Consider the following 22,895-nt stretch of genomic DNA (forward strand, 5'->3'; position numbering starts at 1 on the left):
GATGCTCGATCAACCGCCGGAAAAGCCGAAGGCCAAGCCGCACCACGCCGGTCATCGCGAACGGCTGCGCGAGCGTGCGCGCGGCGCCGGCGTCCACCACCTGCCCGACTATGAGCTGCTGGAGCTCTTCCTGTTCCGCAGCCAGCCTCAGGGCGACGTCAAGCCCATCGCCAAGGCCCTGCTGACCCGGTTCGGGTCGCTGGCCGCCGTCCTGGCCGCCTCGGTCGAGGACCTGATGACCGTCCGCGCCGAGGACTCGCGCGGCCGCTCCAAGGGGGTCGGCGCCGAGACGGCCCTGGACCTGGCCGCCCTGCACGAGGTGTCGCGCCGCGTGGCCAAGGAGGAGGCCAACAAGCGCACCGTCATCTCGTCGTGGACGGCGCTGCTGGCCTATGTCCGCCTGTCGCTTCAGCATGAACCGCGTGAGCAGTTCCGCGTCCTCTACCTCGACAAGAAGAACCAGCTCATCCTCGACGAAATCCAGAACCGGGGCACGGTCGATCATGCCCCCGTCTATCCGCGCGAAGTGGTGCGCCGGGCGCTGGAACTGTCGGCCAGCGCCATGATCATCGTCCACAACCACCCCTCGGGCGACCCGACCCCCAGCCGCGCCGACATCGATATGACCAAGCAGGTGATCGAAGCCGCGCGCTCGCTCAGCCTTCAGGTCCACGACCACCTCATCGTCGGCCGCGAAGGCGTGGCCAGCTTCAAGCAACTGGGTTTGATGTGACCATACTGACCACCGACCGCCTGACCCTGAGCCCTGTCGCGGTCAGCGACATGCAGGACTTGATCGGCCTGTGGGCCGACGCCGACTTCACCCGCCACATCATGGGACGCGGCCTGTCCGAGGAAGAGGTCTGGTTCCGGCTGTTGCGTGATCTGGGCCACTGGCAGGCCAAGGGCTACGGCAACTGGTCGATCCGCGAGACCGAGACCGGCGACTATGTCGGCAGCGTCGGGGTGCTGGACTATCGCCGCGAAATGACCCCAGCCTTCGACGCGCCGGAACTGGGCTGGGGCGTCGCCCCCGCCTTCCAGGGCCAGGGCCTGGCCTATGAGGCGCTTCAGGCCGCCCTGGCCTGGACCGACGCCTATCGGCTGGAGCCGCGCACCGTCTGCATGATCTCGCTCGACAACGCCCCGTCGGTGAAGCTGGCCGAGCGTGTCGGCTATCGCCCCTATGCCGAGGCGAACTACAAGGGCTCGCTCGTCACCCTGTTTGAACGTCCGCGCACGGTTGCGGGCTGACAGGACCGACGCCCCTCGGTAGTTTTACAGTTCAGACTGTCCGCCTGTTTCGAGAGTTCCCCCAATGCCCATGTCCGTCGACGTCCTGCGCGCCCATCTGGTCGAGGCCTTCCCCGATGCGGACATCGCCATCGAGGACCTGGCCGGCGACGGCGACCACTATCGCGCCAAGATCGTCTCGAGCGCCTTCAAGGGCCTGCCTCGCGTGCGTCAGCACCAGCTGGTCTATGGCGCGCTGAAGGGTCAGATGGGCGGCGAACTGCACGCCCTGGCGCTGGAAACCTCGGCCCCCGCCGAGGCGGGCTGAGCATGCGGTATCGCCCGTTCGGCGGCACCGGCGCGGCGGTCTCCAACCTGACGCTCAGCCTGGGAACCGAAGCCCTCGGTCGCGGTCGCGCGGCCCTCAGCGAACTGATCTTCACCGCGCTGGAAGCCGGGGTGAACTCTTATCATCTCGAGAACGCCGACCCGGCCCTGGCCGAGATCGTCGGCGAGGCCCTGGGCCATGTCGAGCGCCGCCTGGTCTGCGTCGGCGTCACCCTGGGCGTCGGCGACGGCCGCAGAAAGGGCTTCCGAGACTTCTCCGCCGAGGGCCTGACCGGATCGATCGACCGAGCCCTGCACGCCTCGGGCCTCGGCTGGTTCGACGTGGCCGTGCTGGACGAACCCGCCGACGACGAACTGCCCCAGGCTTCGCTGATCGCATTGAAGGCCCTGCGCAAGGCCGGCCATGTGAAGCTGCTGGGGGTGTCCGGCGACTCTCCGGTCATGGATATCTATGTCTCGACCGGGGCCTTTGATGTTCTGTACACCCCCTTCCACGTCAATGTGGAATGGCGCATCCGCTCACGGATGCGGGCCGCGCGCGAACGCGACATGGCCATCTTCACCTACGACTACTATCCCGAGAGCCTGTCGACCGAGCGCAAGGCGGCGGGCGCCGGGACGCCGAAGAAGAAGGGCCTGTTCGGGTTCGGCGCCAAGCCTGTCGAACAGGGCCTGGCCAACGCCGGCTCCTTTGCCTTCCTGCATCAGACGCCGAACTGGAACGCGGAATCCATCTGCCTGGCCTTCATCCTGACGGACCCGGCCGTCGCCAGCGTCATGGTCGACGCCATCAACCCGGAACGAATGGAGGCCCTGGCCGTCGTGCCGGAACGCGACCTGCCGCCGGGGCTGTCGGCCCAGATCGAAATGGCCCGCGTGGGCTCGGCGGTCGCCTAGAAGCTAGCCTCCCATGGCCGTGAACGGGCCGTTGAGGAAGCCCGGCTTGCGATAGGTCAGGCGCTGGCCGTCCGCGCCCAGAACTCGCCCGCCTGCCGCTTCCAGCACCGCCTGCCCCGCCGCCGTGTCCCATTCGCTGGTCGGGCCGGTACGCGGATAGGCGTCGAAGCGCCCTTCGGCGATCAGGCAGAATTTCAACGACGAGTCCGTGCCCTGCCACTGGGTGCAGCCATGGCGCGCGGCCAGGCGCGTCGCCTCTTCATCGGTCATGCTGTGGCTCAAAAGGGCGACGCCCTCGGCCGGACGGTCGCGCACCTTGATCGGCCGCCAGGCCTCGCCGAAGACGCGGCGCACAGCGCCCTTGCCGGGCGTGGTTGAAGCCCAGGTCACGCCCGTCGCCGGGGCGGTCACCACGCCCGCGACAGGGGCCTCGCCACGCATCAGGGCGATGTTGACGGTGAAGCTCTCGCGCCCCTGAACAAAGCCCTTGGTGCCGTCCAGCGGGTCGATCAGCCAGAACCATTCGCCGACCGAGACCGGCACGCCGTCAGCGGCGGAGGCTTCCTCGGCCACGGCCTCGACCTCGGGCCAGCGCTCAGCCAGCCGCTCCAGGATCAGAGTTTCGGCGGCGCGGTCGGCCTCGGTCACCGGGCTGGCGTCGGACTTGGTCTCGACCGCCGTGCCGCTACGCCAATAAGGCAGGATCAGACGCGCCGCCTCCTCCGCGATGTCGGCAAGGGTCTCGGCGAGGGCGCCGGAAGCGAGGTCGGTCTCAAGGGCGTGCGTCATGTCATCGCCTCGATAGCCCATGCGCGCGGTTTCAAGAACCGGCAAATCAGGTCAGCCTTGACCATTCCCGCCAGCAGACCGTCCGAACGATGACCTTCCCTGACCTTTCCGCCGCCGCGCCCTCGATCGCGCTCGACGCCGCCGACCTGCCTATGGGCGGCGCCGAACTGGCCGCCTTCATCGCCGGCAAGCTGTGCCACGACTTCATCAGCCCGGCCGGCGCCATCATGTCGGGCCTGGACCTGCTGGAAGACCCCACCGCCCAGGACATGCGCGACGACGCCATGAACCTGATCCGCCAGAGCGCCAGGAAGATGGTGGCCCACGTCCACTTCGCCCGTGTCGCCTTCGGCGCCGCCACCACCAGCGAACAGTTCGTCTCGGCCGAGCTGCGCGGCCTGGTGGCCGGCCTGTCGGAAGGCGGACGCGCGAGCCTGGACTGGCGCATTCCCGACGGCGAGACCTTCACCAAGGCTCAGTCGCGCATCCTGATCAACCTGGCGTGGATGACCTTGGGCGCCCTGCCCACCGGCGGGATAGCCACCATCACCGCCCGGCGCGAGGACGACCGCCTGCTGTTGATCGGCTCGGCCGAGGGCAATCGCGCCCGGCTCAAGCCCGAAGCCCTGACCGGCCTCAAGGGCGAGCGCCTGACCGAGGGCCTGGCGGGCCAGTGGATTCAGCCCTACTGGCTGTGGCTGGCCGTGAACGAGAGCGGCGGGCGGCTCGACGTCGCCAGCGAAGAAGGCCGCGTCGGCCTGATCGCCCGGACACCCGCCTGAGCCGATTTCGGCGAACTCCAATCGTCCATTAACCCCCAGGAACGATCATGGCGCGACGCGCGCTTTCGTTTCGCGCAAAGGGATGAAGCCCTTGGACCCCAAGACCTGCCTGATCGTTGACGACAGCCGGATCATCCGCAAGGTCGCGCGCCGCATCCTCGAGGACCTGGGCTTCGAGGTTGATGAAGCCGCTGACGGCGCCGAGGCCCTGACCTATTGCATGGGCGCCATGCCCCATGTGGTGCTGCTGGACTGGCAGATGCCGGTCATGGACGGCCTGTCCTTCCTGCGCCGCCTGCGCGACCTGCCGGGCGGCCGCGCGCCCAAGGTCCTGTTCTGCACCATAGAGACCCGTGCGGAGCGGATCGCAGAAGCCCTGTCCGCAGGAGCCGACGATTATGTTATGAAGCCCTTTGACGGCGAGATCCTTCATTCCAAACTCGCCGAAGTGGGAGCTGTTCAGTCGCCGTCATGACGCCGGAGGATTTCGATCGTCTTCAGACCTTGCTGGCGTCCCGCGCCGGCTTTCGGCTGACTCGCGACCGGATGCACCTGGCCGAGCATCGACTGGGGCCCGTGGCGCGTCGCGAGGGCTATCATAACGTCGAGGCCATGCTGGCGACGCTATGGAGCCAGCCGGTCGCCTCGCTCGGCTGGGCGGTGATCGAGGCCCTGCTGAACGGCGAGACCTGGTTCCGCCGCGATCGCGCCGTCTTCGACGTCTTTTCGCGCGAACTGATGCCCGCCCTGACCGCCGCCCGTCCTGGCGGCAAGGTGCGGCTGTGGTCCGCCGGCGCCTCGACCGGCCAGGAGGCCTACGCCCTGGCCATAGCCGCGCTGGAGAACAGCGCCGACGTCGAGATCGTGGCCACCGATCTGTCGCGACAGGCGATCGAGAAGGCAGCGTCCGGCCTATACACCTCCTTCGAGATCCAGCGCGGCCTGTCGGCTCGCACCATGCTGCGCTGGTTCGAACAGGTCGATGACTCCTGGCGCGCTCGCCCCGAACTGCGCAGCACGGTGAAATTCAAACGCGCCAACCTGTTGGACGAGCCCACGGACGAGGGTCAGTTCGACGTCATCTTCTGCCGCCACGTTCTGGGCGACCTGGAGCCGGCCCGCCGCGCCCAGGTCCTGGACATGCTGGAGCGGCGACTGGTCGATGACGGTTGCCTCTTCCTCGGCCTCGACGAACGGCCCGAGAGCGACAGCGTCGCTTTCCGCCCCGTCGCCGGACGCAAGGGCCTCTATGTGAAGGCGCCTTCGGCCCTACGTCGCGCCGCCTAGGCCGCCAGCAACCCCTCTGCCGCCACGGTCTTGACCCGCAGTTCCGGCGCTTCACTGAAGACCAGGTCCGTCGTTCCGAAATACTCGGCCTGGTTCATGGCGCACCAGTCGGTGGTGACCAGGCGCACCGTCGTCTGGCCGTCCAGTCCGCCCGCCGATCCATAAAGGAAGTCGCCGCTGCGCTCTGCCAGCGACATGGGCCGGTCCTGATTGGCCCGCGCCATGAAGCCCGCCAGGCGCTCGGGCGTGACCTCGGCCGTCATCAGCTTGCCGTCGAACCGCACCACGGCGTCAAAAGCGTAGCGCGTCACATCCCCCGCCGGCAGGCCGGTCCCCAGGGTGGTGTGGCCGATAAAGCCCGCCTCGACGCCCGCCGCCCTGGCCATGGCGGCGGCGACCGCCCGCCCCGTCTCGCCCAGGCTCAGGGCGCGCGGGCTAGCGCCCAGAACCGCCTTTTCCCCATCCGTCAGGTGCGTCGCCAGGGTCGTGGCGATCAGACCAGCCAGACGCGGCGACGGCGCCGCGGCCAGGTCCACCGCCGTCGTTTCCACGGCGATCCGGCCGTCAGCGTAGAGCGTCGCCGTCGTATAGGCATTGCTCCACGATCCGGTGTGGGCATAGGCGCTGCGGCCCTGCTCATGCTGGAACAGCAGGTGGTTGTGGCCGCCGATCATCAGGGCGCCGTCGGGCAACAGGGGCAGGATGTCGCGATCTCCGGCCACCCCCGCATGGCTCATCACCAGCATCAGGTCGGCGCCGTCCAGCAGACGGGCCAGGTTCGCCTGCGCCCAGTCGCCCGGCGCCGGGATCGACAGCCAGTCGCGGCTGGCCTTGGGATAGGTGTTCAGCGAATTCGTGCCCGCTCCAACGACACGCAGCGAGCGCTCGCCCCAGGGCAAGGTGACGGCCGCTTCGGCATAGGGCCGACCGTCGCGCGCATCGATGATGTTGCTGACCACGACGATCCCCAGCGCGCGCATCCGCGCCACCACCTCATGCAGGTCCGGCGTCAGGTCGTTGTCGTGGTTGCCCAGATTGACCACGGTGGGCGCCAGCTTGGGCAGTTCGCCCAGGAAGGCCCAATCAATCACCCCGCCCGACCGCACCGAGACGACATTGCCGTGCTCGAAGATGTCGCCGTCGACGGCGATCAGGTGCGGAACGTCCGAACCCGCGATTTCGGCCTCCAGCGCCGCCAACAGTTGTCCGGTCCGCTCATAGGCCGAATGCAAGTCCGACATGGCCAGAACCCGGCCCAGAACACGCGCATCCGGCGCCCCGGTCAGGGCGCCCAGGCCCGGCGCGGCCGCCGCCACAGCCATCATCTGGAAGAAACGGCGGCGATGGAGGGGGGTGATCGTCATGGGGCGTCCCTGTCAGTCGCGCCCGGCGCATTCAGGGAAAATCTCACCGAAAACAGGCGGCGCAGCCCCGCCGTTTCGCATGAGACATTGCGCCGCACAATAGCGCCGCCTCCGGGTTCAGCCCCATGAACCACGAGTTTTCGACCACCGTGTCCATGTCGCGAAAGCTTCATCGAACTGGCGTTCTCGAGGCTGGCAAAAGCGTCGCCGCAGACCTAGGCCCTCGCCAGTTTCAACGAGGACCCTCCCCCCCATGTCCCCTCGCCTCACCGCTCTCGCCATCTCGGCCAGCAGCCTGGCCCTGCTCATCGCCGCTCCCGCCCTGGCCCAGACTGCCGACGCCGCCGAACAGGCCGTCAGCGTCGACGAAATCGTCGTCACCGCCCAGCGCCGCAGCGAAAACATCCGCGACGTGCCCTTCGCCGTCACGGCGATGAACACCGAGACCCTGACCGCCGTGTCGGCCGGCGGCGCCGACATTCTCAGCCTCTCGGGCCGGGTGCCCAGCCTGCAGGTCGAAAGCTCGAACGGCCGTTACGCCCCGCGCTTCTACATCCGCGGCCTCGGCAATGTGGACTTCGACTTCACCGCCTCTCAGCCGGTGTCGATGGTCATGGACGACCTCGTCCTGGAGAGCGTTTATCTCAAGGGCTTCCCCCTGTTCGACGTGAAGCAGCTGGAAGTGCTGCGCGGGCCGCAGGGCACCCTGTTCGGCCGCAACACCCCGGCCGGCGTCATCAAGATCGACACCACCAAGCCCGGCGACGACTTCACCGGCTTCGGTTCGATCACCTACGGCAACTATGGCTCGACCCGCGCCGAGGCCGCTGTGACCCTGCCGGCTTCCGACACCCTGTCGGTCCGCGTCGCCGCCCTCTGGAACCACCGCGACGACTACATCAACAACGCCTATGACGCCCCCTTCGCCAAGAAGGACGGCAAGGACCTCGGCAATTTCGACGACGTGGCCGGCCGCATCCACGTCGCCTGGACCCCGACCGACCGCCTGTCGACCCTGCTGACCCTGCAGGCCCGCGACTATGAGGGCACGGGCACGATGAACCGCGCCAATGTCCTGACCAAGGGCTCGAACAAGCTGAACAGCAACTTCGACCGCGACACCGTCTATTACGACGGCGGCCGCAACAACTTCCAGAAGCAGCAGACCACCTCGCAGTCGCTGCAGGTCGCCTATGACTTCGGCCCGGCGACCCTGACGGGCGTCGTCGGCTCCTTCCAGGGCTGGAGCCAGGGCGACGGCGACATCGACGGCGGCGTGGCCTCGGCGCCGGCGGGCTCGGGCTACAAGACCCCGTTCAACGTCGAGTCCGGCACCCTTTCCAGCGACCTGCTGCAGAACACCTATGAACTGCGCCTGGCCTCGAACGGCGACGGTCGTCTGGGCTGGCAGGTCGGCGCCTTCTACTGGGACGAGCGCATCAACCTGGTGTCGGGCACCTTCAATGGCACGGGCGGTCTGATGCCGATCAAGGTCACCGACATCGTGCAGAAGTCGGACTCCTGGTCGATCTTCGGTCAAGCCAACTATCAGGTCACCGACGCCCTGAAACTGACCGGCGGCCTGCGCTACACCGACGACAGCCGCGACTATCACGGCCGCATCACGGTCGGCACGCCCGCCAACGCCGAAGGTCAAGTCTCGGTCGGCGACGAAAAGGTCAGCTGGGACGTCAGCGCCCTTTATGAGGTGAACGACAGCCTGAACCTGTTCGCCCGCGTGGCCAGCGGCTATCGCGGTCCGTCGATCCAGGGGCGCAACCTGCCGGTCCTGACCACGGCCGACTCCGAGACCGTCATGTCCTACGAGGCCGGCCTCAAGTCGCGTCTGTGGAACGGTCGCGCCCGCCTGAACGCCACGGCCTACCTCTATAACGTCGAGGACATGCAGTTCACGGCCATCGGCGGCATCGACAACTCCAACCGCCTGATCAACGCCGACAAGGGTCAGGGCTACGGCCTGGAGATCGACGGCGACGTCTATCTGGGCGCCGGCTTCACCCTGGCCGGCGGCGTGGCCTGGAACCACACCGAGATCAAGGACAAGGACCTGCTGGTCGCCATCTGCGGCAACCACCTGTGCACCATCACCGATCCGATCGTGAAGGTTGGGACCAGCGACCGCGCCGCCATCGACGGCAACCCCTTCCCCCAGGCGCCGGAATATTCGGCCAACCTGACCCTCTCCTACGTCCGCCCCATCGGCGACGACCAGGAACTGTTCGCCTCGACCGACTGGGTGATGCAGAAGGACTTCAACCTCTTCCTCTATGAAGCGGTCGAGTTCCGTCAGGACACCAATTTCGAAGGCGGCCTGCGCGCAGGCTGGCGCGACCTGAACCAGGGCCTCGAGGCGGCCGTCTATGTCCGCAACATCACGGACGAGGCCAATGTCATCGGCGCTATCGACTTCAACAACCTGACGGCCTTCGTCAACGAACCGCGCATGTACGGCGTGGAGCTGTCGAAGCGCTTCTAGGCCTTCAGGGCTGAGGCCATCGGAGGGCGGCGGCGGGGAGACCTGCCGCCGCCCTCTTGCCATCCGCCTCCAGCTTGGCCCTACTGCCTCCCGGATCGGGGAGGATCTTTCACATGCGGCTGGCCCTGCTGTTCGGATCACTGACGCTCGCCTTCTTGCTGGCCGTCTGGACCACCCAGGTTCCAAGGCCCCGCCCCGCCGACGCCCCGGCCGCCGCCTTCTCGGCCGCGCGGGCCATGACCGACATCGAACAGATCGCCCGCGCCCCGCATCCCGTCGGATCGGCCGAGCACGCCCGCGTCCGCGCCTACCTCACCAACCGCATGACCCAGCTGGGCCTGTCGCCGCAGGAACAGACCGGCCCCCTGTCGCCCGGTTCGATCCAGCGTCTGAAGAAGGCGGGCGGCGATCCCGACGCGGCTGATAATCAGGCCATCAACCTGATCGGCGTCCTGCCTGGAAAAGACCGCAGCCAGCCCGCCGTCATGCTGATGGCCCACTATGACACCGTGGTCGGCTCCCCCGGCGCGGCCGACGACTCCACCGGCGTCGGCGCCGTCCTGGAGGCCGTGCGCGCCATCCAGGCGCGCGGGCCTATTGAACGCGATCTGGTGGTCCTGCTGACCGACGCCGAGGAGCTGAACCTGGACGGCGCCCGCATCTTCTTCGGCGGCCATCCGCTTCGTGACCGCATCGGGGCCGTGGTCAATCTGGAGGCGCGCGGCGGCGGCGGCCGCGCCGCCATGTTCGAGACCGGACGCGAGGCCGGCCCCACCGTCGACCTGTTCCGCCGCGCCGCCGCCCGCGCCGACGGCGGGACCACCGCCACCTCCCTGGCCGTCTTCATGTACGAGCAGATGCCCAACGGCACCGACTTCACCATCCCCAAGGATCGCGGCGTCGGCGGGCTGAACTTCGCCTTCATCGGCCGCCCGGCCCAGTACCATTCCGCCGACGCCACCCCCGAAAACCTCGACCAGGGCGGGCTTCAACACCTCGGCTCGCAAGCGCTGGAGGCCGCCGACGCCCTGCTGCGCGTCCCCGCCCTGCCCGCCAAGGGTCCGAACACCGTCTATGCCGACGTCTTCGGTCGTCTGACGCTCAGCCATTCGGCGACGATGGGCTGGGTCCTACTGGGCCTGACCGCCCTGCTCGGCGCCTTCGCCGCCTGGCGCACACGCCGCGCGACGGGTCTGAGCGCGGCACAGGTCGGTCGCGGCCTGCTCGACGGCCTGTGGTTCCTGACCGCCGGACTGGTGCTGGCCCAGGCCGTGCGCCTGCTGGCCGGGCCGACAGCCAGCCGCGCAACATCATCAGAGACCTACTACGTCCTGCTGCGCCGCCTGCCGTGGATGGAGGCGGGCGCCGTCCTGACCATCCTGGCCCTCGCCCTGCTGTTTCTGACCGGCGCGCGCCGGTCGCGTCCTCGCGCCGTAGCCGGGGGTGTCGCTATCCTGACCGTTCTGGTTCTGCTGATCGGCGGCTTCAGTCCGATCATGCTCAGCGCAGGCGTCATCGCCGCCGGCCTGTCGCTGTGGCCGATCAGAGCCTCGACCTCCACCTGGGGCGGCTGGCTGGGCCTGATCGCCCTGGTCTTCCTGCTCGGCTGCATGGTTCAGGGCGCCGCGCCCGAGGCCGCCCTGCTGTTCGTCTGGCCCGCTCTCTTGGCGGCGACTGCGGCGGCGCTGGCGGCGCTGATCAGTCCCGACCTGACCCGCCCGGTTAGCCTGATCCCCGCCGCCGTCGCGGGCGTTCTCGGCGGCGCCTGGCTGATGGGCCTCGGCCACTTCGTCTTCCTCGGCATCGGCATGGACCTGCCCGGCGCCCTGGCCCTGATCGGTCTGCTGGCCCTGCTCTTCCTGCGCCCGCTCAGTCCGCCCGTCGGCGCCGTCCGCCCCGTCCTGATCGGCGCCGCCGCCTGCCTGATCCTGGCCTGCGGCCTCAACCTCGCCGCCCGCTTCGCCGAGCCGACCCCCGCCGTGGCCGAGGCCCTGCCCTGACCGCGCACCGCTGGCGAAACCGCACCCAACCGTCTATCGCAGCCTGATGTCCACTGATCCTGTTCTCGTCACCGGTTCCGCCGGCTTCATCGGCTTCCACACCGCCCGGCGGCTGCTGGAACGCGGCGAGACGGTCATCGGCCTGGACAACCTCAACGCCTACTACGATCCAGCGCTGAAACAGGCCCGCCTGGCCCTGCTGCAAGAGCATCCCAACTACCGGCACCACACGCTCGACCTGGCTGACCGCGCCGGCGTCGCCGCCCTGTTCGCCAAGCACCAGCCGCGCCGTGTCGTCCACCTCGCCGCCCAGGCCGGGGTCCGCTACAGCCTCGAAGCGCCCGAAACCTATGTGGACTCCAACGTCGTTGGCTTCCTCAGCATCCTCGAGGGTTGCCGCGCCGTTCAGGCGACCAACCTCGTCTTCGCCTCGACCAGCTCGGTCTTCGGCGCCAACGCCGCCCTGCCCTTCTCCGTGTGCGACCCGGCCGACCACCCGCTGACCGTCTATGCGGCGACCAAGCTGGCCAATGAGGCCATGGCCCATTCCTACGCCCACCTGTTCGGCTTCCCGGCCACCGGCCTGCGCTTCTTCACCGTCTATGGACCCTGGGGCCGCCCGGACATGGCCCTGTTCAAATTCACCCGCGCCATCCTCAGGGACGAGCCCATCGACGTCTATGGCGAGGGCAAGATGTCGCGCGACTTCACCTACGTCGACGATATCGTCACCGGCGTGGTCGCCGCCCTGGACCGTCCCGCCGCCATCGATCCGACCTGGGACGCCAAAGCCCCCAACCCGGCCACCAGCGGCGTCGCCCCCTGGCGCATCCTCAACCTGGGAGCCGGCCGCCCGGTCGCCCTGATGCGCTACATCGAGGTGCTGGAGGAAAAACTGGGCCGCAAGGCCAGGCTCAACCTCATGCCCATGCAGGACGGCGACGTGGCCAATACCGAGGCCGACGTCACCGACACCCTGGCCGCCCTCAACTACGCCCCCTCGACCCCCGTCGAAAACGGCGTCGGCCATTTCGTCGACTGGTACTGCAACTTCTACCGCGAGAACTGACGCGCGGGCGCGCATCGCGCCCAGCGACCTGAGGTCTGATTATCTGGAAACGCCTTGGTGGAGCCGAGGGACGACTAACCCGGTCGCAGGGATCGTCATAGTGCGCCATCTGAAGCCCGCCACCATTGACGTAGCGGCCCGCGTCCGTCGTAAGTCGCCATAGTGCTACGGGGCCAACCGGCCAAACTTTTAGGGTCGCTTTTAGGGTCAGCTTTAGGGTCGATCCCATTTGACCCGCTCTGCGCGTTCGTGGATCGTTCTCTATGGCTCACCAGATCAAGCGGCTGACGGCCGTCGCCGTCCGCGGCCACAGCGCCCCAGGACTCTACGCCGATGGCGCTGGCCTGTACCTCCAGATCAACAAGACCGGCACCAAGAGCTGGGCCTTCATCTTCCAGTGGCGCGGCGCGCGCAAGCAGATGGGTCTCGGCTCGCTGAAGGTTCGGAGCCTGGCTGAGGCGCGTGAAGCGGCGGACACCGCTCGCAAGCTGGTCGCCGACGGCATCAACCCCATCGAGGAGCGCGGCGACACGCGCACGACCGACCGGACGTTCGGCGCCCTGGCAGACCAGTTGCTCGACGCACTGCGGCCAGAGTGGAAGAACGCCAAGCACGTCTACCAGTGGGAGCAGAGCCTCAAGGTCGATGCCGCGCCCCTGCGCTCTCTCGATGTTGACGCGGTCACGACCGAGGACGTCCTGGCCGTTCTGAAGCCGATCTGGGCAGTGAAGCCAGAGACCGCCTCCCGCACGCGCGGCCGCATCGAGCGGGTGCTGGACGCCGCCAAAGCAAAGGGCCTGCGCTCTGGGGAGAACCCGGCCCGCTGGAAGGGCCACCTCGCCCTCCTGCTGCCGAAGCGGCAGAAGCTTTACAAGGGGCACCACCCTGCCCTGCCCTTCGACGAGGTGTCCGATTTCGTCGGACAACTGCGCGCCCGCCCGGCGCCCGCCGCTCGCGCCCTGGACCTGCTGATCCTCACCGCATCGCGGACCAGCGAAGTCGTCGGCGCCGAGCGCTCAGAGTTCGATCTCGTGAAGAAGGTCTGGACCGTGCCGGCCGAGCGCATGAAGGGGAAGGTCGAGCACCGCGTGCCGCTGACCGACGCCGCCGTGAAGATCGTCCGCGCCGCCATGGCCGAGGGCGACGAGTTCGCCAAGCTGAACCCTCAGGCGCCCACGCGGTGGTTGTTCACCGATCCGACCGGCATGAAGCCGATGTCGAACATGGCGATGCTGATGCTCCTGCGCCGCATGGGGCACGACGACATCAGCGTTCACGGCTTCCGCTCTACATTCAGGGACTGGGCTGGCGAGTGCACGAACTTCGCCCGCGAGGTCGTCGAGGCAGCGCTGGCGCACCAGATCGGCAACGAGGTCGAGCGGGCCTATCGCCGGGGTGACGCGCTGGAGAAGCGCCGCAAGCTCATGGACGCGTGGGCCGGATACTGCGATAGACCGCGTTCCACGAACGTCGTTGAGATAAGGCGACCCGCTTGAAGCCTCTGCCTAGAACTTCGTTGATCGCGTTCATTGACGAGTCCGGCGACTTCGAGCTGAAGAATATCAATCCGGCTTATCCCGTCTGTGCCCAATGCGCGCTGACCTGCACGGTGAACGAATACCTTGCGAACGCGGTCCCGAACCTAATGGGGGTGAAGTACTCTTTCTTCGGAAACGAGTGCGTCGTCATGCACGGCCACAAGATCCGAAAAAAGAGTGGTGACTTCCACATCCTCCGGGACGAGGCGGTCCACAAGGAGTTCATGGAAGCCATCGCTTGGTCGATCGACAAGCTGGACGGCTGCCTCATCGTCGCGGCCGTCAATAAGCCCCGCCACGTCAACCAGTACATCAAACCAGAAGACCCCTTCTTTCTGAGCCTGCAGTTTCTCCTGGAGCGGCTGAACATGCACTGGGCGAAGGAATTGAAGGCCGGGGAGCGACTGCTATGCGTTTTCGAGATGCGAGGCGCGACCGAGGATAAGCGCACGCGAGCCTGGTTCGATGAGATCTGCGCCGGGAGGAACCATCGCAGCGAGGTATTCAACTTCGATGCCGACTTCCGTCCAAAGGATCAGAACGTCATCGGCCATCAGTATGCTGATCTCGTCGCCTATGCCGCCTGTCGCTTTGTGGAGACCAACGATGGCAATCGCCAAGACTGGAAGGCCGTGAAAGGCAAGCTGCGAAAGGTCGGGGGACGACTAGAGGGCCACGGCCTGAAAATCTTTCCGTAGCCCTAAAAAGCAGAAGGGCCGCGTGTTACCGCGACCCAGCGCCGACCGACTACGCCGGCCCATTTGACGCAAAGCCTATCATTAGCGCGCTGAAAATGCGAGCAATTTTTGATTCTCATAAACCCTTGATCAGACTCGACCTTTTTCGTCAAGCCGCCCGCGCCGCCGGTGCCTGGTCGATCACCCGCACCAGTTCCTCGCGCGGAACAACCGTCCGCCCCCTCACCTTCTTAGCCACCACCTCGCCCTCGCGCAGCATCGTCCACATGGTGGTGACGCCGACGCCGAGCGCCTGGGCAGCCTCGTCCACGGTGTAGGCCAGCTTCGAGCCGGGCGGCAGGTCGATGACCTTGCGCGGCTTCTTCTCGTTGCAATTCGCGGCGGTCATGCGATCACAAGCCTCGCTGTCTGAGGGGCGCGCGTCATCGCATCGCCGCCGATAACGAATAGGAAAACCCATCGGCCTCGCTAAGCCCTAGCTCGCCGGTCCTTTTGTTCAACGCGTCCACTGCCGCGAGGCGATATGGGATGTCGATATCGGCAGCCCCTATATGCTGGGCGATCTCGAAGACACCCCGGGCCATTCCGTTCGAGCAGACGCGCACGATCTGCACCGCGCCGGCCACAGCCACGGCGACGGTGGTCACCTCGTCGGGAAACTCGCGAGGCAGGTTCTCCATGAAGAGCTTGCGGCTGTCCGCCGGGAAACGGGCGGCCGATAACAGGTCGAGGAGCGAAACGAACGGAAAGTCAGGTCCTTCGCGGTGCGAGCGGAAGAACCGGACCGCCAGGCCGTTGATCTCGACCTCGTGCAGGACGGTGACGGTCGCGGTCATTGCTGCCTCCAGAGAACTTCGCCGGTCAGCGCGTCTTCAATGCGCAGCGTGCCTGGGTTGGCTTCGGCATGAGCGTTCAGGTCGTCGTCGGCCGGAAGGTCAATGACGTAGAACATCGGCTCTCCGTTCGTCAGGCGGTGAAAGATGCGCGGCACCCACTGGTCTTGCGGGGGCAGGGGCTTGCCGGTCGCATAGGTCTGGCCGGTCATGCGCAAGCCCTCGCCAGCTCATGCAGCCCGACCTTCATGCGGACTTCCGCGACGACCTTGGCGCGCACGGCGCCGTCGAACTCCTCCAGGTCAATGACGTGGCGGGAGTAGGCCGGGTTGTCGTGCCAAATCTTCACCTCGCGATAGGGCGCGACCGGCACGCGCTCGGCGCGGTAGGGCGTCCCGCCTTCGCCCGTGAAGTCGAGGATGTAAACGCCCTCGCCCTCGTACGCGGCGGCGGGCTTCACCATCAGGAAGTCACCTGAGCGCAGGGTCGGCTGCATGACGTCGCCCTTGATGGCGAACGGGGCAATGGCGGGGTGTTCGAACACGGCGGGGGTCATCGCGACGCCGCCTTTTCCGCAGCGCAGGCCTTTTCAAACTGCGACCATGCGTAGGCCTTGAGGTGCAGCGCCTCGACTTCCGTCAGGGCGTTGAACATCGCGGACGCTTCGAGCAGTCCTCCGGTTGCGTCAGCGCCGATGCTGAAGCCCACCCCGCTGTCGTGGAAGGTCACCAGGCAACCGGTCTCTGCCGACACCCGAGCTGTCCACTCAGCCGCCCAGGTAGTGTGGACCGACAGATAGTCAGTCAGAGCCTCGACCTGGTGCCGATCAAGCTGAGCGAAGCGGTCGCAGATGGCGGTCGTGTCCGGCCGGCTGTCTCCGGTTCGGTGAAGGATGTTGGGACCAAAGTCATGGTTCTGGAGCGTGAACCGCATGCCTTCGGCGTAGGCGGCCAGCACGAACCGCTCGGCATCGAACCCGTCCAGCCCCACCGGCAGCCCTACGGCTGCGCGCATGCTATCCCGCAACTGGGCTCTGATCTCAGCGCGGCGCACCGGGTCGGTTTTGGCGACCGTGTAAGCGGTGCTGTCCGCGTAGCACCGAATGATGTTCGGATCCGTGTGCGCGGCGGACCAACGCGGCTGCTCAGCCTGCTGGCGCAGCATCCGGGACTGATTGCTGAAGTGGTCCTTCACCTCTGACTGATGCCAGGGTGGCAGAGCCTCGAAAGCCGCCGTGGCCTTCTCAGCATCCGCACCGCCGAAGGTCAGCGATCGGGCGTTGCCGTCCCAGTGACGTCGAACCCTCAGGGACCCCAGCGTCTCGGTGAGCCAGTGCCTTGCCCTGAACGGCGTCGGGCTGGCGTCCGCCAGTTCCTGTGGGCAACCCGTCAGAAAAGCGGCGTCCTGATACAGCGCGATCAGGGCGCGCTCCTCGTAACCGTCGCACATCAGGTGCGAAAGGTAGGCGGGGTTGTCCGGATGGGCGCCTTCCCATCCCGACCGACCCATGAAGGTGGAGATGAAGACCCGGCCCTTCTCGGCGATCTCCCCGACCGTCATGGCCCTCGTCTGCAGGACTGCATCGAGAGCATCATCAACTGCCTGTTCGGCGATCTCCCGTCCGTCGTCATCGCCTGCGGCATCCAGCTCGTCGCGATGGACGCAGAGCAGGCGCCACCTATCCAGGGCCGTCTCGAACGGCGACCGCCCGGCTGCTCGAACCGCCTTCTTGGCGGCTGCCGTCAGCGCTTCCTGGTCGCGGGCGTCCGAGAGGTCGTCGTTCGCTACAGTCTTAGGGTCGGTGGTCTGGGGCTCGGCCAGCATGGCGCTCTCCTCGGGTGTGAGGAGAAGATTGTGCGCAATATTTTACGCGGTCAATCCCGAGTGAGGAATTTTTTATAGCCCGTTATCAGCTCGATGCGTCGGCGTTCGTCGTCCAGCTCGTAAAGGTCCGGCTTTGCTAGGCCGATGTAGGCCCTGACGGCGCGACCAATAATCAGCACTTTGTCTCCACCAGGTTCGTCGCCCTCGTACTGGTTGCTCCCTGAAGGGGTGTACTCGATGACATCGTTCAGGATGGGGTCGCGATACCGCGTCGTCAGTTCAATCGGCGATCCGCCTGTCTGAAAGCCGCGAATGCGGACTTGTCGCGCGGTGATCTCGGCCATTTCGCCGTTAAACCTAAGCCGCGAAATGACCACTACATCCCCATCGTCCAGAGCGATGCTCTTGCCTGTCTCCAGGTGCAGTATCGTTTTTGGAGGGAACAGATCGTCCATGTGGCGATCGACCAGGATAATCGCCTGTTGTCGCATGGCAGGAGCATCGGGGAGTGGAGGCATGAACAGCACGCCGGCACCGGCCATCGGCTCATGCGACACGCTCCACGAGCCGAGGCGAGCTTCTCCTGCGATCCTAATCGTGGGGTCGCCATCCACTGGGCCGACCAAATCGCCAGGTTCTTCCATTCCCCCTGTAAGGTAGGCCGGATTGCACTGAAGGACGGTGGCGAGCGATTGCAAGTTCTTCGCTCGCGGAGACTCGCTTTCGCCGGACAGCATCTTTCCGACGGCGCCGGGGCTAAGGCCGGCTTCCAGCGATGCGCGGCGGGCGGTCATGCCCAGCTCGTCAAGCCGAGCCTGGATGCGTTTTGCAAGAAGGTTCATCGGATTATCGATGCCAGCCCATAGCTGGGCTTGCAATGCGTAAAACTTTCATCACAATAAGGGTCATGACGCTCCCTGATTTTCTGCATCGTTGCGATGCCTACTGTGCTCATCGCCGTATGAGTCGGGCGCGCCTGAGCACAATCCTGTTTGGATCGGGCGTTTCGCTGGACCGACTTCATTCTGGACGCAGCGTCACTGTCCGAGTTCTTGACCGCGCAATCGATCGGTTGAGCGGCCTAGAGCAAAAGCCTGCACCGAGCGAAAGCGCATCGTCCGAACGGGCCGCTTGATGCACCAGCGCATTCGCCTTCTCCCGTTGATCAGCGCCCATAGCCGCCCAGTAGGCGCTGTGCGTCTCGCGCGCCGCGACGCTGCACGCTCCGGCCGCAACTCCATGGCGGATCGCCCGCAAGATTTCTGCGCACGGCTCCGGCCCGCTGTTCGCCCTGTCCAACATCTCAACCCTCTCTTCGTTGACGCGACCATCACTGCTGCAACCGGCGCCGTCACCCGAACAGACCAACGGAACGTCCTGAGAACATGAGCACCCCCGTTATCAAGGCGATCACGAAGCGGGTTCGCCTCCGTCTCGGCTCGACCGAGAACGCAGCCCTAGCGGCTGGCGTCAGTAAGTCGGTCTGGTCGGACTACGAGAATGCCGACAAGCCTGAGAGCTCGATCCCTTTCCATCGTCTTCTCGCCGTCGCTGACGCAGGCGAGCGGAAGGCCTTCGCTGCCTTGCTGTTGGACGGGGACGCCGACTTCGCGATGGACGTCGTGAACGAAGCCCTGGAGGCGACGGAGGCGGTCGTCGCACTGCAGGGGCTGGTCCGTCGCTCGGCGAAAGACGGCGACATCTGCGAGCGAGAAAAGCGCGCCATCCGCGACAAAGCGCTCGAAGCCCGCGCCCAGGTCGATGATGTGCTGACGGCGGTGTCGGCATGATCCGGATCGACTCCGAGTTCCGCGCCTATATTCCGCCGTTGTCGGATGAGGAGCGTCAGCAGCTTGAGGCGAATATCGTCGCCGACGGTTGCCGCGATCCCTTGCTGGTCTGGGATGACGTCCTGATCGACGGCCACAACCGCTATGAGATCTGCACTCGTCTGGGCCTAGCCTACGAGACGGTGCAGAAGGAATTCGCCGACCGCGACGCCGCGCTGGACTGGATGGATGCCCACCAACTCGGTCGCCGCAACCTGACGCCCGACGCACGTAAGCTACTTCTCGGCCGTCGCTACAACCGGGTGAAGAGGGCTCCGACAGACAATCTCGTCCAGAACTCCCCGAAGGATCAAAATGACACTTCGGGAGTGAACACCGCCGCGAAGCTGGCGAAAGAGCATGGCGTCTCGGAAGCGACAGTTAAGCGCGCCGGGAAGTTCGCTGAAGAAGTGGAGAAAGACGAAGGTCTCAAGGCCGCCGTCGAGGCGGGCCAATCGGTCGCTCAGGTGAAGCGAGAGCGCGCCCTGGAGGAACGGTCGGACGAACCGGATGCGCCGCCCTCAGAAGCCGTCGAAAAACGGGACACGCACCCCGCCGAACCTGCCGAGACCATCGACCCCGCCGAAGCAAAGGCCCGTCGCGAGATCGCCCAGCTTCCCGACGAGGCCAAGGTCGACGAGATCATCGGCCTGCGCGCCGAAGTCATCGACCTGCGCAATGCGGTTCAGGAACAGAAGGCCAACAACGCTCGCCTGAAGTCGCAACTGCGCGACCACGACGGCGACAAGGACGCCGCTATTCGGCGACTGAACAAGACGCTCGAGCACAAGAGCAGCGAGATGTTCCGCGCCAAGGAAGAGGCCGCCCGCGTCCTTCGTCACAACAACGCTCTGAAGAAGGAAAACGAGAAGCTCAAGGCCGAGATCGAGAACCAGGTGTTCCAGCTTTGAGCATCGTCGATCGCATCAAATCCCATGGCGGCGATGTCACCCGAGACCGGTGGACTATCAGCCTCCGCAAGGGGCGGCTGGACGCGACTGCGCTTGCATGGATCGCGAAGCGCCGGGCCCAGCTCATGCGCGAGATCTGGCCCCAATACGACTCCTTCGAAGAGCGCGCTGCGATCATGGAGTTCGACGGCGGTCTGACGCGCGCCGAGGCCGAGCAGGCTGCCTATCGCGAGGTCTGCGGATGCTGACCTTCGTCGATACCCGAGAGATCGTCCTGCGCCCGTATCAGGGGTCAGTGGTCGAGCGGCTGCGCGAGAAGATCCGGCAGCGCATCAAGCGCCTGATCCTGTGCGCCACGACCGGCGCGGGCAAGACGCTGATCTCGGCCCACATGATCAAGGAGGCCGCCAAGAAGGACAGCTATGTGCTGTTCATCGTCGACCGCGTCGCTCTGGTCGAGCAGACCAGCGCCGTCTTCGACGAGTACGGCATCCACCATGGCATCGTGCAGGGCATCCACCAGCGCTGGGCGCCACGTGAGAACGTGCAGGTTTGCTCGGCTCAGACGCTCGCCCGCCGCAGCCTGCCACGCGACCCTGACCTAATCGTCGTCGACGAAGCGCATTGCCAGTTCAAGTCGGTCATCGAGTTCATGGACCGCTATCCCAATGCGGTGAAGATCGGCTTGACCGCCACGCCCTTCACCAAGGGCATGGGCCAGCATTGGGACGGCATGGTCAACGCCGTCTCCACCCGCGAGCTGATCAACGACGGCTTTCTGATCGAGCCCAAGATTTTCGTCGCCAGAAGCCCCGATGACAGCGAACTGGGCCGCAACGGTTTCGGCGAGTTCAGCGATCAGAGCGCCGCCTCGGCCGGTATCAAGATCGTGGGCGACGTGGTGGCGGAATGGATCGCCAAGACGCGCGAATATTTCGGCGGGCCGGTGAAGACCATCGTCTTCAGCCCGACCGTTGAGCATGGGCGCGAGTTTTGCGCCGCCTTCGCCGCCGCGGGCTTCAACTTCCAGCAGATCAGCTATCTGGATGACGACGATGAACGCATGGCGCGCATCGCGGAGTTCCGCCGCCCTGACAGCCTGATCCACGGCCTCATTTCCTGCGGGGTTCTGACGAAGGGCTTCGACGTGCCGGATGTGCGCGTCGGAATCTCGTGCAAGCCATATCGCAAGAGCCTGTCGAGCCACATGCAGGAGATCGGCCGCGTGATGCGGTCCCATCCGGGCAAGAACCTCGCTCTCTGGCTCGACCACTCTGGCAACTACGAGCGCTTCCACCAGGACATGCATGATGTCTGGGAGAACGGCGCGGGCGAGTTGGACAAGGCCGAGAAGCGCGACAGCATCGCGCGCGAACGGAATGAAAAGACCCGCGAGAAAGTGGTCTGCCCGGAATGCTCCGGTGCCCTCCGCGGGACAACCTGCACAGCCTGCGGCTGGGAGAGACCCGCGCGTTCGGGCATTCAAGCCGTTGAGGGGGAGCTACGCGAGTTCGATGCTGGCGCAATGAGCATGCAGGCCCGACCAGGGCTGCGCGCCGAGTGCCTGAAGAACCCGAAAGCCGTTTACAACGCCGCCATCTGCTACAGCATCGACCAGAGCCGCAGTGGGGATTGTGAGGCAGCTCGTAAGCGCGCCTGGGGCATCTGGAAAGGCATCTACCCCAACAGCAAGCCGCCCTATCACTGGTTCGGCATGGCGCCGGTCACGCCGGATGCTGGGGCCTATGCCCTGGCTGACCGTGAGGCCCTGCGCTTCCGCAAGTTGAGCAAGACGCGGAGGGCTCCATGACCCTTTCGCTGACGGAAGCCCTGCATCAGGCCTGTGCGGTGGTGGGCATTGAGCCTCCAAAGCGCCGTCTGTCGCCAGGCCAGTGGGTCCGCACGGACACCAAGGGCAAGAATGGTCGCGACGACGCCGCTGTCTTGATCTTCGATGACGAGACGGGCGGCATGGTCTGGAACCACCAGACCGGCGCCAACCATCGCTTCAGCCTGGTCGGAACAGGTCCGGTTCGCCGCGACCCCGAGGCAGAGCGCCGCGCCCGTCGTCGCGAGGCGACCCGGCTTGCTGAACAGCAGGAGGTCGAGCGGATATGCGCGGCCATCGTGCGCGGCTCCCGCCAGGACACCCACCCTTACCTCGAGAAGAAAGGCTTCCCTGACGAGCTGGGACTGATCTGCGATGTCCCCAGCAAGTACTTCCCAGAAACACCATTCGGCGAAGCGCTGGCCAAGGCGCTGCCCGGCATCGGGCCATTCCTGATCGTGCCGGGCCGCATCAGCGGCAAGGTCACGACCGTGCAGTTCATCACCGCAGATGGGGCAAAGAAGAACATCCTGCGCGGCGCTCAGGCCGGAGCAAGCCATCGGATCGCCTCTGGACGGGACACGTGGGTCTGCGAGGGCATCGCTACTGCCATGAGCGTCAGGGCTGCCCTTCGCCTGCTGGGCGTCTCAGCCACGGTCCTCAGCGCGTTCAGTGCGTCCAACGTCGAGAAGGTGGCTGCAGCTATTCCAGGTGCCCGGATCGCGGCCGACCACGACGCCGCGAACGCGCATCTGGAGGGCAGAGGAGCCGGCGAGTTCTACGCCCGCCGCTCGGGCTGCGCCTGGGCGATGCCGCCAGCGATCGGCGACTTCAACGACATGCATGTCGAGCACGGCCTGCGGGCCGTGGCGCTACTCCTCAGGGAGGCGCTGGGATGATCGAGAGACCCCGCGCTCTCGAGGAACGCGGGGCCGGCCTGGCGGACGGTTTGAAGACAGTGGCGCCAGACACCGGAAGCCTACCACGGGGCGGAACCCCAGGCGAAGCGCAGTCCGAAAGAGTGAAGCGCGGTTCCCGGCACGATGACCAAGGTGTCGCAAGTAGCACTCGACGATCCGGGGATAGTCACTCCACCGGATCGGCCAAGACGACGGCTCGGCTCCGGCCAGCAAGATCGTGGAGGCATGGGGACCGACCTTGGAGGCCG

Annotated in this window: 25 protein-coding genes; 17 read left to right on the top strand and 8 right to left on the bottom strand. The window is 66.2% G+C overall.

Annotated elements, in window-relative coordinates; translation table 11 throughout:
* The first annotated feature begins 1 nt into the window (after position 1).
* The 4 genes from radC (at position 2) to ACR9FL_RS16320 (ending at position 2,478) form a co-directional block, all read left to right on the top strand.
* A complete protein-coding gene (gene radC / locus ACR9FL_RS16305; RefSeq protein ID WP_436356386.1) occupies positions 2–733 on the top strand; it encodes a RadC family protein in 732 nt (243 codons plus the stop codon).
* Positions 730–1,254 (top strand): GNAT family N-acetyltransferase, encoded by a 525-nt coding sequence (locus ACR9FL_RS16310; RefSeq protein WP_436356387.1) that lies wholly within the window; start codon positions 730–732, stop codon positions 1,252–1,254. Before radC ends, ACR9FL_RS16310 begins: the two co-directional genes overlap by 4 nt.
* A 64-nt stretch (positions 1,255–1,318) precedes the next feature.
* Positions 1,319–1,561, top strand: a complete 243-nt coding sequence (locus ACR9FL_RS16315) for a BolA family transcriptional regulator (protein WP_296174165.1) — start codon at positions 1,319–1,321, stop codon at positions 1,559–1,561.
* Between the two features lie 2 nt (positions 1,562–1,563).
* A complete protein-coding gene (locus ACR9FL_RS16320) occupies positions 1,564–2,478 on the top strand; it encodes an aldo/keto reductase (protein ID WP_296174167.1) in 915 nt (304 codons plus the stop codon).
* Between the two features lie 3 nt (positions 2,479–2,481).
* Here the strand turns inward: ACR9FL_RS16320 and cysQ are convergent, their stop codons facing one another.
* Positions 2,482–3,267: a 3'(2'),5'-bisphosphate nucleotidase CysQ gene (gene cysQ, locus ACR9FL_RS16325; RefSeq protein ID WP_296174169.1), complete on the bottom strand. Its 786-nt coding sequence runs from the start codon at positions 3,265–3,267 to the stop codon at positions 2,482–2,484.
* An 89-nt stretch (positions 3,268–3,356) separates the two neighbouring features.
* On the opposite strand from cysQ, the gene chpT reads away from it, so the two are divergent.
* The 3 genes from chpT to ACR9FL_RS16340 all read left to right on the top strand — a co-directional run bounded on the left by chpT (position 3,357) and on the right by ACR9FL_RS16340 (position 5,336).
* Entirely contained in the window at positions 3,357–4,049 is a 693-nt protein-coding gene (gene chpT / locus ACR9FL_RS16330; protein ID WP_436356388.1) for a histidine phosphotransferase ChpT, read from the top strand.
* An 82-nt stretch (positions 4,050–4,131) separates the two neighbouring features.
* Positions 4,132–4,524: a response regulator gene (locus ACR9FL_RS16335; RefSeq protein ID WP_199183658.1), complete on the top strand. Its 393-nt coding sequence runs from the start codon at positions 4,132–4,134 to the stop codon at positions 4,522–4,524.
* Complete coding sequence (locus ACR9FL_RS16340) at positions 4,521–5,336, top strand: CheR family methyltransferase (protein ID WP_296174182.1); 816 nt, start codon at positions 4,521–4,523, stop codon at positions 5,334–5,336. Before ACR9FL_RS16335 ends, ACR9FL_RS16340 begins: the two co-directional genes overlap by 4 nt.
* Here the strand turns inward: ACR9FL_RS16340 and ACR9FL_RS16345 are convergent.
* Positions 5,333–6,700, bottom strand: coding sequence for a metallophosphoesterase (locus tag ACR9FL_RS16345; RefSeq protein ID WP_436356389.1), 1,368 nt, complete (start codon positions 6,698–6,700; stop codon positions 5,333–5,335). The genes ACR9FL_RS16340 and ACR9FL_RS16345 overlap by 4 nt on opposite strands.
* Before the next feature lie 253 nt (positions 6,701–6,953).
* Between ACR9FL_RS16345 and ACR9FL_RS16350 the strand changes: the two genes are divergently transcribed.
* The 5 genes from ACR9FL_RS16350 to ACR9FL_RS16370 all read left to right on the top strand — a co-directional run bounded on the left by ACR9FL_RS16350 (position 6,954) and on the right by ACR9FL_RS16370 (position 14,502).
* Positions 6,954–9,197 carry a TonB-dependent receptor gene (locus tag ACR9FL_RS16350; protein WP_436356390.1) on the top strand — a complete coding sequence of 748 codons (2,244 nt, stop codon included), beginning with the start codon at positions 6,954–6,956 and terminating at the stop codon, positions 9,195–9,197.
* Between the two features lie 113 nt (positions 9,198–9,310).
* On the top strand, positions 9,311–11,197 hold the full coding sequence (locus ACR9FL_RS16355) for a M28 family peptidase (protein WP_436356391.1): 1,887 nt from the start codon (positions 9,311–9,313) through the stop codon (positions 11,195–11,197).
* A 46-nt stretch (positions 11,198–11,243) separates the two neighbouring features.
* Positions 11,244–12,266, top strand: coding sequence for an NAD-dependent epimerase (locus ACR9FL_RS16360; RefSeq protein WP_436356392.1), 1,023 nt, complete (start codon positions 11,244–11,246; stop codon positions 12,264–12,266).
* Positions 12,267–12,529: 263 nt separating this feature from the next.
* Positions 12,530–13,762 carry a tyrosine-type recombinase/integrase gene (locus ACR9FL_RS16365; RefSeq protein WP_436356393.1) on the top strand — a complete coding sequence of 411 codons (1,233 nt, stop codon included), beginning with the start codon at positions 12,530–12,532 and terminating at the stop codon, positions 13,760–13,762.
* 20 nt (positions 13,763–13,782) lie between these two features.
* On the top strand, positions 13,783–14,502 hold the full coding sequence (locus ACR9FL_RS16370) for a DUF3800 domain-containing protein (protein WP_436356394.1): 720 nt from the start codon (positions 13,783–13,785) through the stop codon (positions 14,500–14,502).
* Between the two features lie 148 nt (positions 14,503–14,650).
* On the opposite strand, the gene ACR9FL_RS16375 is transcribed toward ACR9FL_RS16370, so the two are convergent.
* Genes ACR9FL_RS16375 through ACR9FL_RS16400 form a run of 6 tightly spaced genes read right to left on the bottom strand, consistent with a single transcriptional unit; the run spans position 14,651 to position 18,001 of the window.
* On the bottom strand, positions 14,651–14,890 hold the full coding sequence (locus tag ACR9FL_RS16375) for a helix-turn-helix domain-containing protein (RefSeq protein ID WP_436356395.1): 240 nt from the start codon (positions 14,888–14,890) through the stop codon (positions 14,651–14,653).
* Between the two features lie 34 nt (positions 14,891–14,924).
* Positions 14,925–15,338, bottom strand: a complete 414-nt coding sequence (locus ACR9FL_RS16380) for a hypothetical protein (RefSeq protein WP_296174201.1) — start codon at positions 15,336–15,338, stop codon at positions 14,925–14,927.
* A complete protein-coding gene (locus ACR9FL_RS16385) occupies positions 15,335–15,547 on the bottom strand; it encodes a hypothetical protein (RefSeq protein WP_296174204.1) in 213 nt (70 codons plus the stop codon). Before ACR9FL_RS16385 ends, ACR9FL_RS16380 begins: the two co-directional genes overlap by 4 nt.
* Entirely contained in the window at positions 15,544–15,891 is a 348-nt protein-coding gene (locus ACR9FL_RS16390) for a S24 family peptidase (RefSeq protein WP_296174206.1), read from the bottom strand. Before ACR9FL_RS16390 ends, ACR9FL_RS16385 begins: the two co-directional genes overlap by 4 nt.
* Complete coding sequence (locus ACR9FL_RS16395) at positions 15,888–17,159, bottom strand: hypothetical protein (protein WP_436356396.1); 1,272 nt, start codon at positions 17,157–17,159, stop codon at positions 15,888–15,890. Before ACR9FL_RS16395 ends, ACR9FL_RS16390 begins: the two co-directional genes overlap by 4 nt.
* A 50-nt stretch (positions 17,160–17,209) precedes the next feature.
* On the bottom strand, positions 17,210–18,001 hold the full coding sequence (locus ACR9FL_RS16400) for a helix-turn-helix domain-containing protein (RefSeq protein ID WP_436356397.1): 792 nt from the start codon (positions 17,999–18,001) through the stop codon (positions 17,210–17,212).
* Positions 18,002–18,544: 543 nt separating this feature from the next.
* Here ACR9FL_RS16400 and ACR9FL_RS16405 point away from each other — a divergent pair.
* From ACR9FL_RS16405 to ACR9FL_RS16425, 5 genes are read left to right on the top strand one after another with little or no spacing between them, the layout of a single operon-like run.
* Positions 18,545–18,949: a hypothetical protein gene (locus ACR9FL_RS16405; RefSeq protein WP_296174211.1), complete on the top strand. Its 405-nt coding sequence runs from the start codon at positions 18,545–18,547 to the stop codon at positions 18,947–18,949.
* Entirely contained in the window at positions 18,946–19,899 is a 954-nt protein-coding gene (locus ACR9FL_RS16410; RefSeq protein WP_436356398.1) for a hypothetical protein, read from the top strand. The genes ACR9FL_RS16405 and ACR9FL_RS16410 overlap by 4 nt, the downstream gene beginning before the upstream one ends.
* Positions 19,896–20,147 carry a hypothetical protein gene (locus tag ACR9FL_RS16415; protein ID WP_436356399.1) on the top strand — a complete coding sequence of 84 codons (252 nt, stop codon included), beginning with the start codon at positions 19,896–19,898 and terminating at the stop codon, positions 20,145–20,147. Before ACR9FL_RS16410 ends, ACR9FL_RS16415 begins: the two co-directional genes overlap by 4 nt.
* On the top strand, positions 20,141–21,709 hold the full coding sequence (locus tag ACR9FL_RS16420) for a DEAD/DEAH box helicase (protein ID WP_436356400.1): 1,569 nt from the start codon (positions 20,141–20,143) through the stop codon (positions 21,707–21,709). The genes ACR9FL_RS16415 and ACR9FL_RS16420 overlap by 7 nt, the downstream gene beginning before the upstream one ends.
* Complete coding sequence (locus ACR9FL_RS16425) at positions 21,706–22,626, top strand: toprim domain-containing protein (protein ID WP_436356401.1); 921 nt, start codon at positions 21,706–21,708, stop codon at positions 22,624–22,626. Before ACR9FL_RS16420 ends, ACR9FL_RS16425 begins: the two co-directional genes overlap by 4 nt.
* The last annotated feature ends 269 nt before the right edge of the window (positions 22,627–22,895 follow it).

The sequence above is a fragment of the Brevundimonas sp. CEF1 genome, from assembly GCF_051353055.1.
In the GTDB taxonomy this organism is placed as follows: Bacteria; Pseudomonadota; Alphaproteobacteria; order Caulobacterales; family Caulobacteraceae; genus Brevundimonas.